The sequence below is a fragment of the Arenibacter latericius DSM 15913 genome, from assembly GCF_000424985.1.
In the GTDB taxonomy this organism is placed as follows: domain Bacteria; phylum Bacteroidota; class Bacteroidia; order Flavobacteriales; family Flavobacteriaceae; genus Arenibacter; species Arenibacter latericius.
This window is the reverse complement of sequence record NZ_AUKX01000007.1, coordinates 1-16,508: the sequence shown is the minus strand read 5'-3', so window position 1 is coordinate 16,508 and position 16,508 is coordinate 1. Positions and strand designations below refer to the sequence as shown.

At 35.2% G+C, this 16,508-nt stretch carries 16 protein-coding genes; 5 read left to right on the top strand and 11 right to left on the bottom strand.

Annotation, left to right across the window (positions count from 1 at the left end; all coding sequences use genetic code 11):
• Positions 1-367: 367 nt before the first annotated feature.
• From H344_RS0104515 to H344_RS0104500, 4 genes are all read right to left on the bottom strand, one after another.
• Entirely contained in the window at positions 368-751 is a 384-nt protein-coding gene (locus H344_RS0104515; RefSeq protein ID WP_026809210.1) for a response regulator, read from the bottom strand.
• Between the two features lie 305 nt (positions 752-1,056).
• Complete coding sequence (locus tag H344_RS21635) at positions 1,057-1,224, bottom strand: lmo0937 family membrane protein (protein ID WP_026809209.1); 168 nt, start codon at positions 1,222-1,224, stop codon at positions 1,057-1,059.
• Between the two features lie 393 nt (positions 1,225-1,617).
• Positions 1,618-3,279, bottom strand: a complete 1,662-nt coding sequence (locus tag H344_RS0104505) for a RagB/SusD family nutrient uptake outer membrane protein (protein ID WP_026809208.1) — start codon at positions 3,277-3,279, stop codon at positions 1,618-1,620.
• 18 nt (positions 3,280-3,297) lie between these two features.
• Positions 3,298-6,540: a SusC/RagA family TonB-linked outer membrane protein gene (locus tag H344_RS0104500; RefSeq protein ID WP_026809207.1), complete on the bottom strand. Its 3,243-nt coding sequence runs from the start codon at positions 6,538-6,540 to the stop codon at positions 3,298-3,300.
• A 572-nt stretch (positions 6,541-7,112) separates the two neighbouring features.
• Between H344_RS0104500 and H344_RS19705 the strand changes: the two genes are divergently transcribed.
• Complete coding sequence (locus H344_RS19705; protein WP_084148735.1) at positions 7,113-8,369, top strand: sialidase family protein; 1,257 nt, start codon at positions 7,113-7,115, stop codon at positions 8,367-8,369.
• 277 nt (positions 8,370-8,646) lie between these two features.
• On the opposite strand, the gene H344_RS0104490 is transcribed toward H344_RS19705, so the two are convergent.
• From H344_RS0104490 to H344_RS0104480, 3 genes are all read right to left on the bottom strand, one after another.
• Positions 8,647-9,870, bottom strand: coding sequence for a hypothetical protein (locus H344_RS0104490; RefSeq protein ID WP_026809206.1), 1,224 nt, complete (start codon positions 9,868-9,870; stop codon positions 8,647-8,649).
• A 90-nt stretch (positions 9,871-9,960) separates the two neighbouring features.
• Positions 9,961-10,395, bottom strand: a complete 435-nt coding sequence (locus tag H344_RS0104485; RefSeq protein ID WP_026809205.1) for a QcrA and Rieske domain-containing protein — start codon at positions 10,393-10,395, stop codon at positions 9,961-9,963.
• A 2-nt stretch (positions 10,396-10,397) separates the two neighbouring features.
• Positions 10,398-11,597, bottom strand: coding sequence for a di-heme oxidoredictase family protein (locus tag H344_RS0104480; protein WP_026809204.1), 1,200 nt, complete (start codon positions 11,595-11,597; stop codon positions 10,398-10,400).
• A 97-nt stretch (positions 11,598-11,694) separates the two neighbouring features.
• Between H344_RS0104480 and H344_RS0104475 the strand changes: the two genes are divergently transcribed.
• Both H344_RS0104475 and H344_RS0104470 read left to right on the top strand, forming a co-directional pair.
• On the top strand, positions 11,695-12,354 hold the full coding sequence (locus tag H344_RS0104475) for a metal-dependent transcriptional regulator (protein WP_026809203.1): 660 nt from the start codon (positions 11,695-11,697) through the stop codon (positions 12,352-12,354).
• Positions 12,355-12,633: 279 nt separating this feature from the next.
• Positions 12,634-13,080: a response regulator gene (locus tag H344_RS0104470; protein WP_026809202.1), complete on the top strand. Its 447-nt coding sequence runs from the start codon at positions 12,634-12,636 to the stop codon at positions 13,078-13,080.
• Between the two features lie 35 nt (positions 13,081-13,115).
• Here H344_RS0104470 and H344_RS0104465 read toward each other — a convergent pair whose 3' ends face one another.
• The 4 genes from H344_RS0104465 to H344_RS0104450 all read right to left on the bottom strand — a co-directional run bounded on the left by H344_RS0104465 (position 13,116) and on the right by H344_RS0104450 (position 15,768).
• Positions 13,116-13,694, bottom strand: coding sequence for a hypothetical protein (locus H344_RS0104465; protein WP_026809201.1), 579 nt, complete (start codon positions 13,692-13,694; stop codon positions 13,116-13,118).
• A gap of 2 nt (positions 13,695-13,696) precedes the next feature.
• Positions 13,697-14,194 (bottom strand): RNA polymerase sigma factor, encoded by a 498-nt coding sequence (locus H344_RS0104460; protein WP_026809200.1) that lies wholly within the window; start codon positions 14,192-14,194, stop codon positions 13,697-13,699.
• Entirely contained in the window at positions 14,181-15,056 is an 876-nt protein-coding gene (locus H344_RS19700; protein ID WP_051254105.1) for an alpha/beta fold hydrolase, read from the bottom strand. Before H344_RS19700 ends, H344_RS0104460 begins: the two co-directional genes overlap by 14 nt.
• A gap of 70 nt (positions 15,057-15,126) precedes the next feature.
• On the bottom strand, positions 15,127-15,768 hold the full coding sequence (locus H344_RS0104450; protein WP_026809199.1) for a MarC family NAAT transporter: 642 nt from the start codon (positions 15,766-15,768) through the stop codon (positions 15,127-15,129).
• A 273-nt stretch (positions 15,769-16,041) separates the two neighbouring features.
• Between H344_RS0104450 and H344_RS22265 the strand changes: the two genes are divergently transcribed.
• Together H344_RS22265 and H344_RS0104440 are read left to right on the top strand one after the other, a co-directional pair.
• Positions 16,042-16,176: a hypothetical protein gene (locus H344_RS22265; protein ID WP_262482271.1), complete on the top strand. Its 135-nt coding sequence runs from the start codon at positions 16,042-16,044 to the stop codon at positions 16,174-16,176.
• 95 nt (positions 16,177-16,271) lie between these two features.
• Positions 16,272-16,508, top strand: a 237-nt coding sequence (locus H344_RS0104440; RefSeq protein ID WP_205667124.1) for a transposase, incomplete at its 3' end; no start/stop codon positions are given.

Sequence of the window (16,508 nt, the reverse complement as noted above, 5' to 3'; positions counted from 1 at the left end):
GGGTAATTTCATGATGTAGTTTACCAATGTAATACCAAATATTAAGTGGGGATTATATGATGTAAATGCTGACGGAGTAGAATACAATACAACACAACTGATATGAAGCTTAAGTTTTATTGTTGGTTATCAGTAAATTGTAGTAATTGACTTGATTGGAGTGGCATATAAAAAAATAGGAGTATTCTTCTCCTTAAATTCATCATCTAGAAGATACTCCTACTTAAAAGTATTATTTGTAAGAAGGTTACGTAGCTACATTTTTTGAAGAAACTACATCATCCCAAATACATCCTACTTATTGTAATATTAGTAATCGGGTCATAAAAAAAACTGCTTTCTCTTATATTTCAATTTTACAGGATTATTATTCAAAAATAAGATCAACGGTACTTGCGGATAAGGGTTTATTACAAAATCCTTTTACGGTTGCGTAGTGGTTTGCTTTGTCTCTTTCTATGGTACTTACAAAGGAAGAAAGGAAATATACTTTTGTATCTTTTGCTTTATCACTTATGCTATAAAATTGATCTAGGAAAGTCCAGCCATTCATTTCTGGCTTATTTAAATCGATAAAGATATAATCTGGAAATTCTTGGCCAATTTGATAGAAGTTATTTAAAACATCTAAAGCTTCTTGAGCGGAGTCACATACAAAAATATCGCTCTTCACTTGACTCTGTTGTATGGCATATCTAGTTGCGTATTGAGAAACTAGATTGTCGTCAATTATCATAATAGATTTTCTCATGAGGGGATTTTTAAAAGGAAGTAATAGACTTTAAGTTAGGAATTAGGGAGAGTGGAATTGTTGGCATTTGGTTGGTGGTTTAATATGTCCTAGAATAACGAGAGGATGTTCCGATTATTGTATATTGGATAGGCGTTTTCTTACATGCCTATTGTTAGAGTTTTTATTAACAGCAGAAAGAAGGTAGGGAAAGTGTTCCATATAATTATTAGACTAATTGAACATTGTAATTGACAGGGAAACTTATTAATAAGTAACGCAAAGTCTCTTGACTTTGCGTTACCAAATGTTATTCCTCTTTAAGCTTATAAAGGTTTTCTTCCACTAATTATATTATACAATATTACAACTACAGCAATTACTAATAGTACGTGAATAAGACTGTTGGTTCCTATTCCAGGAATAACTCCTAAAATGCCCAAAAGCCAAACGATAATAAAAATTACAGCGACTAACCAAAGTAAACTTCTCATAATTAAAGGTTTTAAAGGTTGAGTACTAAATATACAAAAGAATCTGTCTGAATTACAGAGTAATAGGTTAATTGCTAATAAATAAGATGATTTTCTCATCGCAAATGGTGTAGTAGGGGCTATTTACTAATATAATAGCACAATTTAATTTCTTTAAGACTTATAGTATTTAAGAGCTATTACAACTTATTGAAGTACTTAATAGTGAATAGTCACTAAATTAAAAATACTGGTTTTGAGTAATTAGGATTGTAAAAAGGTAGACAATGACTGAGAAATATGAAGGATAGATTTTAAAAACTATAAATAAGCGTGAATCAATAAAAAAGAGGCAGGAAATTAATCCTGACCTCTTTCATAAAATAACTCACTCTAATTCTGTTTTACCTTTTTTTAATATCCTTCATTTTGTGTGATCAACGGATTACCTCCTTCATCAGTTCCTCCAAGGTCTACTTGGGATTGTGGGATAGGAAAATATTCATGTTTACCATTAATAAAATTGACTCCATTAAGATAAGGTCGTATTTCTTTTTCTGAAGTTACATAAGTGTTTATGACTTGTTCTGCTATGCCCCAACGTACAAGGTCAAAGAAACGGTGACCTTCATGAGCAAATTCTAACCTTCTTTCCATTCTTAGGGCTGTCATCGCTTCATTAGCATCTGTAAATACAGGATATTCTTCTATGGAGTAATTTGCGGCCATAGAACTACCATCCAATGTCATAACCTTATTGCCATCTCTGGCCCTTTTTCTTATATTATTTATTATAGTTCTGGCACCTTCAATATCATCTGTGTGTATTAGCGCTTCTGCCCTCCACAATAATACATCGGCATATCGAATAATATAATAGTTTAAAGTATTAACGTAAGGCCAAACTGTAAGGTGATGAGGTGAATTGGCAGACACTATTCTTTTCTTAGGTCCATATGGACCATAGGTAGCTAAATCACGAGCCCAATCAGCTTGGTAGAGAATTCCTAAGTCTTTATATGGAATGCCGGGACGCCCAAGCGTAAAATCAATTCGTGGGTCAACATTATCACTCATTGTTAATTCTGAATTGTCCATAGTAGGCAAACCTGCACTATTGGTCTTATAGGCATTTACTAGGTTTTGAGTAGGTCGAAGAAATCCATAAGCTGAATATCTAGGTCCTCCAGGAGCAAGTAATCGGTCACCTATGGATCCGTTATAATTGCTAGGATTACCGTCATTAATGGACTGCTGTACACTGAAAACTATTTCAGGGCCATTATCATTTTCAGGAAGAAAAACATCCTCAAAGTTTTCCATTAAACTATAGCCTCCATTTATCATTACATCTTCAGTTGAAATCAGTACCTGGTCCCATTTTCCTTGAAATAGATATACCTTAGCTAAATAAGCCATTGCAGCATATTTTGTTGGTCGTCCTTTTTGAGATTGTGTTGCTGGCAAAACGGCATATGCATCATTGAAGTCGTTCTCAATCTTGCCCCAAACCTGTTCATTGGATAATTCGGTATTAGAAACTTTAAAATCGGTCAATGAAGTGGCATTCTCATCCAAAAAAGGTATTCTATTATAAATCTTTTTAAGCTCAAAATAAAAATGACCTCTTAAAAATTTCATTTCCGCTAATCGTTGTTGTTTTAAATCAGACGAAATATCCTCAGTTTCATTCAAAATTCCAATGGCTATATTAGTTCGTCTAACCCCTTCGTACAATGCTTTCCATTTTCTTTCTATATCGATTAATGATGGATTGGTATTAAAGATCTCCATTTGGTGAATATTGTTCTGATCACCTGTTCCGCCGCCACCTTTATAAGCGTCATCGGATACTACATCTCCAAAACTCCAGTTAGAGGCAGGAGAATTAAATGCATTACTTGCATTATCTATCTGTCCATTTAAAATACTATATGCTCCAACTATTAGGGATTCAAGATTTTCTTCTTTAGAAATTTGATCTTGGGTTAATTGACCATAGGGATCTTTTTCCAAAAATTCTGATGAGCACGAAACTAGTAGTATTGTTAGTGTAAAATATATTATCTGTTTCATTTTGATGTTTTTTTATAATTAAAAAGCAATATTTAGACCCAAAGTAACTGTGCGCGATGGTGGGTAAATAGCACGATCCACTCCAATATCCAGGTTACGGTCATCAGAAGAGTAATTCTGCAAGCCAATCTCCGGATCAATACCATCATAACCAGTAATGGTAAAAACGTTCTGTAGGTTAACATATAAGCGGAATTTGCTCAATGAAAAGTCTTCGATTAGCTGTGGATTAAAGTTGTACCCCAATTGCAATGTTTGAAGCTTTACAAAAGTCCCGTCCTTAACATAATAGCTAGATGGTCTAATATTATTATTTGGATCGTTCAATGATAGTCGTGGTATGGATGAACCTGTATTTGAAGGTGTCCAAGCGTCAACAATTCTTGAATGTTTATTGTAGGATGATAAGTTGTAGAAATCAGAATAATATCTGGTAAGGTCATAAACATCATTACCAAAAGAGGATCTAAAGAAGGCTGATAAGTCAAAATTTTTATACTCAAAATTAAGATTGAGATTAAGGCTGAAATCTGGGTGTGGGTTCCCAATAAATGTCCTGTCTTTATCATCAATTACATTATCATTATTAATATCCTTGAATCTAATGTCGCCAGGGGATGTTGAAGCATTCTGAAAGGAGTGAGCATCAATTTCTGACTGATCTTGAAAAATACCGTCAGCTACCCATCCATAAAAAGATGCAATAGGTTGGCCTACTGCTGTTCTAGAGACTTCTTGATCAAAATTGTTGCTGTGCAATGTTACTGCATCTATTCCAACAAAGTCTACCCCTTCTTTCAAGGAAGTAAGTTCATTACGAATAATAGACATATTTAGCCCTGCAGAAAATTTAAGTTCTCTATCGTAATCATTTCGGTAATTAGCTCCTAACTCAAATCCTTTATTGTTCATTGCTCCAACATTGTCCCATACAGAGCTATTGGTACCTCCGGATATTGGTGCCAGTTGACGTTCTAGTAGAAGATCTTCAGTCTTTTTACTAAAATAATCCAAAGTAAAATCCAGTCTATTGGACATAAGCCCAAGATCTATACCTATATTATACTGTTCTGTTGTCTCCCATTTTAAATCTGGGTTACTGTTTCTAGATATAATATATCCGTTAAAAACGCTGTTTTGAGCACCATCTATGGCATAGTTAGAATTAAAAGCATTACTAAAATAACCACTAGAAGTAACATAAGGTGGAATATCTTGATTCCCATTCTGTCCCCACCCAAGCCTAAGTTTTAAGCTATTCACGAGTTCACTCCTATAAAAGGCTTCGTTTGAAATTTTCCAACCTAAGGAGGCGGCTGAAAAGGTACCCCATTTGTTATTGGCCAGTTTAGAGGTGCCATCTCTTCTAATGGTATAAGAAGCCAAATAACGGTCGTCATAACTATAGTTTGCTTTTCCGAAGTAGGAAACCAAAGAATTTTCAAATTTCATATTGGTATTTTGCTGAGTACCGGAATCCCCTGCATTTAACACTTGAAAATTGGGATCGTTACCGGGAAAACCTTGTCGGAATGCGGATAAGGTCTCTAAACTAGATTCTATACTTTCATAACCCGCTAATAGATTAAGGTTATGTTTATCATTAAAGGTAGCATCATAATTTATAGTATTCGTAAAAGTCCATTCCAATAAATTCTGTTCGGACTTTGTTAAATCGGCCAAAACTCTTTGTACATTGGGTTCAGTGAAAGTAGGATTAAAATTGGTGCCCGAGAAGTTACTTATCGTTAAGCCATAATTAGTTTTAAATTTAAGTCCCTTTGCAAGTTGGATTTCTGCAAATACATTTCCAAAAAGACGTAATGTTTTATCCTCATTATTTTTATTTCTCGTTAATGCGCCTAACGGATTTTGAATATCGTCTAGAGGGTAACCTGTAAATTCTCCATTTACATTATAAATAGGAGCAATTGAGGGCATTAGGAATGCACCATAAATGGGGCTTCCCAAAATTGAATTGGTATTAACATCTGTATTATTGGAAAAGGATACAGAAAAATTTTCTCCGACAGTAACAATACTTCCTAATTTAAAGTTAGTGTTAGCCCTAAACGTATAACGGTCAAATCCTGTATTCTTTAATATTCCATCTTGTTTATAATACCCTACAGAGAAAAAACTGTTTGAGGCTTCGGTGCCACTGGAAAAGGAAATATTATGAGAAGTCACTAAAGCTGTATTGAATAAAGCCCCTAACCAATCTGTATTTGCTGAAGGAATGGTATTTTGTGCATCAAGAAAAGCAGGTATTACCGGTGTGCTACCAGAACCGTATATATCATTGGAAGGTGTAATGCCATCGTTGGCAAATGCTTGCCAAAGCCCTTCACCATACTGTGCGGCACTGGCTAATTTAGGTAATTTTACGACGGTCATAGCTCCTGCATAACCATCATACGCAACTTTAACTTTACCATCCTGACCTTTTTTGGTGGTTATTACTACAACACCATTAGCAGCCCTTGAACCATATATGGATGCAGAAGATGCATCTTTAAGAACTTGCAACGACTCAATATCATTGGGGTTAATTAAGTTAATTCCAGTAGTTGTAGGTACACCGTCAATAACATAAAGAGGATCATTGTTTCTTATGGTACTAAAACCCCTAATTCTTATTGCGGCATTGCCCCCTGGTGAATTAGAGCTTAATACTTCTACTCCAGCAGACCTTCCTTGAACTATCTCGTTTACAGTTCCTAGTGGTTGGTCTGTCATTTCATCAATTTTAACTATGGAAACCGCACCTGTAAGATCGCTCTTTCTTTCTGAGGTATATCCTGTAACAATCACTTCATCCAGTTTTGCAGAGTCTTCCTGGAGTACAATATTTAATTGTTCAAGGCCTGTAGCAGGTTGTTCTTTAGTTATAAATCCGATAAAAGAAATGACTAAAATGGGATTCTCACTTCGCACATTTATGGAGAAATTTCCATCAAAATCTGCAATAACGCCATTTGTAGTGCCTTTTTCAACAATATTAGCTCCAGAAAGAGGAGTGCCGGTATTGTCCGTAACCTGACCAGTAACAACTATCTGTTGATTGACTAGCGGTTGGACTTTAAGTCCCTCTATAGGTTCAATATTCAGTTTAAGCGCTGTTCTAGTGAAATTTAAATTGGTTGAATTGGCCTGTACGGTAAATACTACCATTAACATTAACATTAAACTACTTCCTATCTTAAATTTAAATTTAAGAAGTGGATAGGACCTTCTTTTTTGATCAAGATTGTTTATCATATCTGTAAAGTATTAACTGTGGTTATATAATTGTTTTAATCCCTTTGTAATTTCGGGATAGGGTAATTAGAATTGTTTTTAGGTTTCCATATTATAGATGTATAAGTGAACTTAGATTTTTAGAGCTAGAGTTATAAAAGGAATGGTTGTTCATTAAAACTTATAATCAATGCTTCCCATTCTTACTCAATTGAAGTAGGCCTTTACGGACTTTATCCTTTTGTGATTAATAGATTTCATGCGGTATATAAAAATAACTCTTTTTTTTAACTTTAAAATTAAAGGATCGAATGTGAGTTTGTTAAATAATTATATATTTATTCTTTCAAGATTAAGTATTCGTGAGAGATTTCTTTATAGGTTAAATTCTAAACATATTCAAGAATTTTTTATTGCTAATACGGGGCAATAATAACGAGTTAAATAAAGCTAGGAGTTAAGTTAATATTAAGTACATATTAATCAATTGTAGGTTACTACAATTTCTTTAGAGATATAATGCAAAGGGATTATAAGAGTAAATTGCTTTTACTCTTGTTCTGAATTAACTTCAACATTAAATTATTATAATAATGAGTCCTATAATAAATAAATTCAGTTTGTTAAGTTTTGTCTTTGTTCTTTCCGTACAATTTGCAGATAGTAAAACGGGCTTAATCATTTTGGATAAAAAACTTAAAGGTGATGAAACGGATATCCATTATAAACCAGAATTTCTAGGAGATAGTACGCTAGGAATTCGTAAAATAAAGGATATTGTTATTTATAAGGATTCCTTGTTTTATTCCACTTTCCCTTCTGTAGTAACTCGCCCTAACGGAGAAGTATTGGTGTCCTTTAGGCGAGCACCAGATCGTAAAATATTTGGGGAATCGGGCTCTAACCATGTAGATCCAAATAGTTATTTAGTTTCAGTTAGGTCCAATGATAATGGGGAAACATGGACAGAAAATCCTGAATTAGTTTATTCCCATCCATTTGGAGGGTCCCAGGATCCCTGTCTTCTACAATTGGAGGATGGCACTGTTCTTTGCACTAGTTACGGTTGGGCTTTTCTTAGGCCAGAAGGTATGGCCAATTTAAAGCAACCTAGTTTTGTTAGTTCGGATGCTACTTTTTTAGGAGGATATCTGATTCGTTCCTTTGATGGTGGAAAAACATGGGGAGATGTAATTTATCCTCCTCATATAGAACCGGAAATTTTAAATGATGCATTTGGGGCTCCGGTAGCAGCATATAATAGAGGAGCATTATATGAGGCAAACGATGGGAGGATTTTATGGATAGTAGCGGCGCATGATAGACCCAATAAAACATCAAACCATCTTATTACCTCAGACAATAAGGGATTAACTTGGAATTATGTTTCTCCAGTAGCTGTAGATAGCACGGTATCTTTTAACGAAGCTTCTATTATTGAAACTCCAAAAGGTGATCTCGTAGGCTTTTTAAGAACAGCAAACTTTGAAGACCAAGCGGTGATTGCACGTTCTACAAATGGGGGTAAATCCTTTAAGTGGGAAACTATGGGTTTCCAAGGGCATCCATTAAATGCACTACGATTAAAAGATGATAGCGTACTGCTTACCTATGGTTATCGTCATAAACCTTATGGAATTCGAGCCCGTATTCTAAATTCGGAATGCACAGACTTTGCAACTGCACCTGAGATAGTGCTACGAGATGATGGTGGGTCTAGAGATATAGGGTATACATGGCCAACTCAATTGGATGATGGGCGAGTATTGGTAGTATATTATTTTAATAAAGAAAATGGCACCCGTCATATTGGGGGTACTATTTTGGATATTCAACGTAGATCAGAATAGGGGAGAAGGGCAGGTGAAGTATAATTCACTATATCGATTTTATTTTGGAGAATAAGCTTTACTCCGTTAGTAAAACAAAAGAGGCCGACTAAAATTCAAATTAGTCGACCTCTAACAACACTACTTGACTCGATAATCGAGATTTAAATGCTCCGAGGCTGTCTTGCCCATATCTTCCAGGCGGGCCTCGAAATCAATACATTTTTTTTCTTTTTATGCCTTGTGGGTCTGCCCGAATTTTTCAGGCGGGCTTGCCCCGAGGTAGTTTACTTAAAATCTAAAAATAGGTGGAGAGCCCTAAACTAAATCCACCTGTTTTTTCTGCTGGATTATCGTGTACGTCGGACTGTTGTTGAATCCGATAATTGAGTCGGAATACGGTTTGTTGTGTGGGTCTAAAACTAATTGCAGGCATTACGCTCCAGAGATGATCACCTATGTTATATCCAGTCTCTTTAAAGGTTCCTACATTCCAATCTACATATTCTAATCTACATCCCAGGTTAAGGGAGGCATTTTCCCAACCCAACATTTTTTTACTTATGATGGGTTGCACTATGTCTAAAAATCCTCCGTGCTGCTTATTGCCATAATGCTGAGTGTAGTAGTTAGGAATATCCACATTTATCCAGGCCCATTCTCCTGTAATAAATGTCTTCCATTTTGGGAGAGTGTGGTTGTAATCTACGGCAAAAACGTTTAATCTTCTCTTTTCATCTACTTCTTCACCATCATCTTCAAAAGTATTGTAGATACCCCCCATAAAAGAGAGTCCAATTTCTCCAAAATTTGTATTCCGTACTGCAATCTTAGCTGAGGTTAAGGCCGTTCCGCTGGCACTTTCTTCAAACCTTGCAGAGTTAGCTTTAGAGGCTGGTAAATAGGTTTTGTTTTGGTCATTATCTATTATCGTATTATCAAAACCTCCCGTGAGATAAAACTCGTATCCCAACATCCAATCCTTTTTATAAGTTTTGCCAAACAGTCCAAAACCAGCTGTACTCCAAGTAGCGGGAAGCATTTGAGTGGCAGAAATAGGCCTATCCGTAAACTCCCATTTAGGACCGTCGTGATTTTGGTTAAAAGCACCTATCGGATTCATAATTATCCCTCCGCGTAAGTTTATTAGTGGGTGAAATTCTACATCTAAAGAGGCAAACTCTATGACGATTTCATTACCCCCTTCTTCAAACTCGATTTCACTCATAAACTTTAATTTTTTACCTATGGAAGAGGAAATAAAGAGGGTCATCCTTCTCATTTGAAACTCGTGACCTTCCGTAATTCCTTCGGTGCCTATATATTGCCAGTTGGCTTCCATATATCCACCTACTGAAACAGGAGATTTGCCTAGGTTTAAAAAAGGACGATCGTAAACTGCGTCCATATTGAGTCCCTTTAGAGTAGAATCTTTTTTAGTACCCTGTAAAAGGCTTGCATCAATTTGAGCATGGACTGTTACTGTCAATAATAGGAGAAATAGGAATATTACTTTTTTCATCTGAAACTTTTTATGGTGGTCGCTCTTGTTTTTACAGTAGGTTTAATGAAATGTTGAGGACCAGATTTGTATGATGTTTTTTGATTTGTGTTAAGCCGACTTTAAAGAAATATGAAGATTATCTTTCGTAATACGTACAGGGAAGGATCTTAAGGCATCCGTGGCAGGACCATTGGTAACGTTCCCTTTATTGTCAAACTCACTACCATGCGCAGAACAGACCAGCTTATCCCCAAAAGCATTAAGTTCATTTCCCTGATGAGTGCACTTAAGGTAAAGGGCATTATATTCCTCCGAGGAAAAGCGAAATAAGGCAATAGGAAATTGTAATTTCGAATTGTTTATTACGATATAGTTATAAAAGCCATCCTTTTTGGTGAAATCTGATTTAGGGATAACTAGCTCGTCTCCCTCTATATTGGCCGAAATGTTTTTGGTAGATACACAGCTGTGGAGGAACACACCAATTGAGGTAGCCCCTAAGCAAGCAAGTCCGCAGGTTTTAATAAATTCTTTTCTTCGCATAGCTATAGGGATTCTAAAAATTTAATAAGGTCATCCTTTTCAGATTGACCTAGTCCAACATATTGATTCTTGCTATTTTCTGCTTCTCCCCCGTGTAAGAGAATTGCTTCTTCAATACTTCTTGCTCTTCCGTCGTGCATCAGGTAATATTTGCCTCCTTGTGAATCTGGAGAAAGTCCTAACCCCCATAATGGTGCGGTGCGCCATTCTGAGGTAAGGGCACCACCTTCGGTATACCCATCGTCTAATTCTGTTCCCATATCGTGCAACAATAGATCGGTATAGGGATGAAAGGTTTTATAGGATAAGGCTTCTATAGGAGCATATCCGGTTTTCATTTCTGGGAGATGACAAGAAGCACATTGTATTTGAGAAAATATATTTTTTCCATTTTGTACTTGTGGGTCCTCCTGATTTCGAGGAATGGGTGCTTTTAAAGTTTCCAGGTAAAAAACAACATCCCTAATAGTTTGTTTAGAGATTTCCGGGTCTACAGCCAATCCGGAATAGGTATCTATAGGATCGAAAAGGGAGGTTATTCCCATATCTTGATTATAAGCGTCTACGGTTTGCTCCAAAAGATCGTATACCGAAGCTTTTTTGCCAAAACGATGTATGTATTTTCTATCCTTGGTAATTGCATCGGGAGATGGTATTACAAAGTCCCTTAAGTAGTCCCAATTGGGTACTCCAGATATCCCATCACCGTCTAAATCGTCGGGGTCGGCAAGTGCAAGAATATCTGCATCGGTAACATACTGTAGAAATCCCAATCCAGTAACTGCTGGAGGGGTAAAAACAGAATAAGTAGCACCTTCTGGTATAGTTTCCGGAGTATATCCGGGTAGAGCGCGATTTTGTAATTGGGGTCCTCCTAAATGAAGAAACTTATTACCAGTAGAATCTACTTGTCCAAAACGAGTTAAAGAAGTGGAGGGTAAACCTTTTCCGTCACCAGCATGGCAGCTAACGCAACTGGTAGCAACAAATAGGGGGCCTAGACCATTTCCAGAATGAAAAAGCTCATCGTTAAAAGCTACATCCCCACTAATAAACTGTGCGGTTTGAGCGTGATTTAAACCTTCCATAGGGCCGTCTAATAATTCGGACTCCATAGGTTCTAATGGAAGGAAATCGTTACATGAACCTATTATTAACCCTATTAGGATCAGGTTTAGAATAGTAATTTTAGATTTTATCATGACTCTTACTTAATAATTAGAGTTGCAAACATATAAAGTTAGGGTAACCTAACAAATAAAATTTGAAATATTTCTATCTTTACAGCAAACTATAGTAATGCCAACACAAGCAACGGAGAATTATTTAAAGGCTCTTTATTCCTTACACCTAAAAAACCCCGAAATATCCTTAACGGAATTAGGACAACGACTAGGAGTAAGCAAGCCTACTGTTAATGAGATGATTAAGAGGTTAGAGAAAGAAGGTTGGGTGATGTATGAGAGGTATAAGCCTATTTCTCTTACTGAGGAAGGAAAAAAAATGGCGGCATTGGTTATTAGAAAACACCGATTGTCTGAAATGTTCTTATCTGATATTATGGGGTTTGGATGGGAAGAAGTGCATCAAATTGCAGAACAGATAGAGCATTTAAAGTCCGACATTTTCTTTGACCGAATGGACGAGATGTTGGGCTTCCCTACCAGTGATCCGCATGGCTCGCCAATTCCAGATAGGGAGGGAAATATGATTAAAAATAACTATAAAACACTATCTCAAATTAAAGAGGGAGAAACGGTGGAGTTAAAAGCCTTGCGTAGCAGTGATAAGGAATTTCTAATGTATTTAAATAAGAAAGAAATTAGCTTAGGAGTAGAAATCAAGGTAAATAACATAGAGGTATTTGATAATAGTTTTACCGTTTCATATGGCGAACAAGTAAACGTTGTCTTGAGTCAGGCCGTAGCTGCGAAACTCTTAGTGGAAGTTATAAAATAGGATGGATTAGATGCTGTTTTTAATTAAATATGAACACTGAAATAGAAATTTAATCAAGACAACACCATAGTAAACAAAGGGGAATTCAAAATACTTGTTTAATGATTTAATAGATTCTTATTTGCAAAGTATAGATGATATGGGGTTATTTCACTTAAGTTTAATTTTAAGCCATAATTTTTATCTTTTAGAGATATAATACCTTTTATATTTTATTTAAATTTATCCGTTAAGTTTTTTAATATATAATTATAGATAGACCAACGATATCGAAACTCGATGAAAGCAAATCCTAACATTCTCCTTACCGACGACGACCCAGATGATTGTATGTTTTTTAGAGAAGCTTTAGAAGAGTTGTTGTTACCTGCTCAATTAACCTTTGTAAACGACGGGGAAAAGCTTTTAAAGTCGCTTTTAAACACAGCTATAAATCCTCCAGACATACTTTTCTTGGATTTAAATATGCCTAATAAAAATGGGTTTGACTGCCTAAAAGAAATAAAAAGTAATGAAAAGTTAAAAAGGATACCTGTAGTCATCATTTCTACTTCTTATGATGCCACCGTTGCGGCCGAATTGTATGGAATTGGAGCATCGTATTATATCCAAAAACCTATAGGATTTTCTCAGCTCCAGGATCTGATTTTTCGGGCTATAAACCTCGTTACAAATAAAAATATAACGAAACCAGATAAAGTCGATTTTTTACTCAGGGAACGGTAATTTAAGCATGACATTCTATTTCGTTTAAATAACACTTAATTTAAGTTCTCTAAAAAATCTATTAATGGTAGTATTCGCTCTTCATTTTTCTTTTTTCTGTTTGAAATAGAGAGATACATAAATGTGAACATAGTAGCTGAAAGAACACTGTGAACAATAGTTTTTGCAAAAAATGATAACCCGAAGTTCTCCAAAATAGTCACATAACCAATATTAATGCCTAGAATTAAAACAAGAGTATATAGCCACATATACCTAGAGGTTATAAGCATTTGTTTTTTTAATTTATAGATAAGGTTTACAATATACTTCTTGTTACTTAACTCTACGTCATTTTTAATTATACCAAACTTACTTTTATAAATTTGTATTAGTATCATAATCATCCCTAACCCAATTAACGAAACAGCGGTTAAATAGTAGGTATTAGAAAGGACAGGAAGTAAGAAGAGTAGTAGGATCAATGTCATTGGTAAAGCAATAAGCAAAGCAATTCGCTCCCTTCTCCCTTTTTTTTCAATTTTGTTTAAATCTGATATTAACTTGTTTATATCTAAGGGAGCCGATTTTTCTTTTTTCCAAAGATTTTTCCAATTTGATATTTTTGTGTCCATATCTATTTGAGTTTTTTGTTCAGTGACTTTTTAATTCGGTTAATTCTTACCCCCACATTGGAAGTTGTTAAACCTGTTATAGTTGCAATCTCATCATAACTGCAATCCTCTAATAGCAATCCTATGATTATTCTATCTATTTCTTTTAGCGTGGATATAGTCTTATAAAGCTTTGTTATTTCTTGTTGGTTGTTGTTGGAGTTGTCACTATCATCGTCGTAATGAGGGAGATGTATGGGGTAGTTTGCTTGTTTTTGCTTTAATTTAGTTTTTCTGTTGAGGGTTAAAAGAGCGGTATTTGTAGTAATGCGGTAAATCCAAGTTTTTATATTACTCTCCTTTCTAAAGCCATCTAGATTATTCCATACTTTTATTAAAACCTCCTGAAACAAATCATCCGCATCTGTTTTGTTTCCCATAAAGCCCAAACAAAGTCTATATATCTGATCCTTTGAGTCCTTATAGACTTGTTTAAAATAATGTTCTTTATTTTGCTCCATTGATAAATGACTTTACAGATTTTACAAACCAAGTTGGTTCATCCCACATGATATAGTGTTTTGCTGTTTCGGCAATTTCAATCTTATAATCCTTCGATTTAGAAAATTGGTTCTCATAGTTGTTTTTAACTAGCTCTTTTGTAATTCCATAGTTTTTAGCGCCGTACCAACTTCCTACTACAAGGATAGGTATTTTTATCCTCTCTATTTCGTCTCTTAAGTCGGTTGTCATAAGTTCATATATAGCTTGGGCAATAGTTTCGCGATCCGATTGTAAAGACCATTCTATTGCTGTTGAGATGTTTTCAGAATCGGTGATCATTGTAGGAAGGGTAAGTTTTTGCTGTTGCATGAATAAACTATCGGAGGTTGAAATAATCATTTCCCTGGTTTGTTGCGCTTGTGGCAGAATACTGTCTACACTCGCGTTGGGATTATAGGCCGCAGCCATAAAAGGATAGGAGTCTACAATTACGATTTCTTTTAATAGTGTAGGTTCAGAAATCGCTATTAAGAGGGATAGAAATCCTCCTAAACTATGTCCAATCAGAATGGGTTTGGTTTTAAGTTCATTTTTTATATACCTGATTATTTCCTTTTCTATACAGGGTAGGTATCCATTTTCAAGTGAAATGGGTTTCTGATTTGCAAATCCTGCTAATGTGAGAATATGGTATTCATAATTTTTATCTAATAGCTCTGTAGTCTGTTCCCATACTTTGCCTGAAGATGCCAGTCCGGGAATTAAAATTACCGGATCCCCACTTCCTTTTAATTCAACATTAAAAGAATATGTTTCAGATTGGGATAATATTGAAGTTTGAATGAAAAGGGCGACTATTACAATTGCTAATTTTCTCATAATAATTGTTTTATGGTTTACCCTTTAGATTAGCAAAGTCTAGTTTTATTACACTTTTAAGAGTTATTTTTTAGGATGGTATTTGGTTACTTATATTAAAGATATCAGCAATCGCTGATATGATAAACTCAACTCCGATAGTAATCACAATAAAACCAATAATTCTCGATAAGGAATTTATACCTGAAGCACCTAATAATCTAACGATATAAAATGAGCTTTTTAATATGAGGTAAATACATGTTGACGCTACTAAAATTGCTATTAGAATTATAAAGACATTATCTAGCTCGGAATATTCCTGATTATAGGTGATTAAGAGGGACATGGTTCCCGGTCCGGCTATCATTGGCATTGCCAATGGAGTTAATGAAATTTCTGAGCGGGTTTTAATATCTTCTTTAACCTTTTCTACCTTCATTCCTTTATGCTTTCTAAATTCTCCGGTTAATAATGCAAAACCCGATGTTGCAATAATTAGTCCTCCGGCAATTTTAAGGGAGTTTAAAGTAACCCCAAAGAAGAGTAAGATATACTTGCCGGCAAAAAATGAGATAAGTAATATTATAAAAACATTAATCGATGCCCATAGTGCTATTCGGTTCCGCTCCAATTTACTGTTTTCCTGAGTTAAACTAACAAATACAGGTACGGTTCCAAAGGGATTCATTACCGAAAATAAAGCTGCAAAAATCGTTATAAAAAGTTCCATTCGTTTTTCAGCAAAGATTAGTCCTTCCTTTTTCACTGAAATGAACCCAGTATTACGATTATGTAAATTTATCGTATCAATTTTTTAATAGGAACTAGAATATGAGTTTTTGTTTTACTATATGAGGGGGGAAGTGGGGGGATTTAATACATCTAGGTGTATTAAGAGAGTTAATGGACAGATTCTTTGATATAATAATATGGTTACAGACAGCATATTACTGACCATTTTAAAAATCACAGGAGAAATAAATTAGACTATAAATTAAATTAGATGGTAGCGTTAACACAATGGAATAGGGCTGCTTTTGAAGACGTTTGGAAAAGAAATATAAAGAAGCTACTATTCTACTATATGGGGAGGGGAAACTTGACTCGGAATGACATTGCTGTACTCCAAGGAGGTTAACCCGGATAATTCATGGGTATATAGTAAAATTGGGTGTAAAGTGTTATATTTAAAGAGCTTACAGGCATCTTTACTAACACTAAAATCACCCAATTTTGAGTACTAAAAATACAGTTTTCTACCGAGGTAAAAAATCAATTTCCGTAGATTTTTCTGCAGAAGAAATAAGTTCTGATGGTTCTCTGGTTTTACTGGAGAAAATAGAGCGGGAACACAAGTTAATCAGGTATTTCAGTCAATTTATTCCAGATAGTCGCAATCCCATCTTAGTCACCCATACGATAGAGAAACTTTTAAAGCAACGCGTATTTATGCTGATGCAGGGATATGAG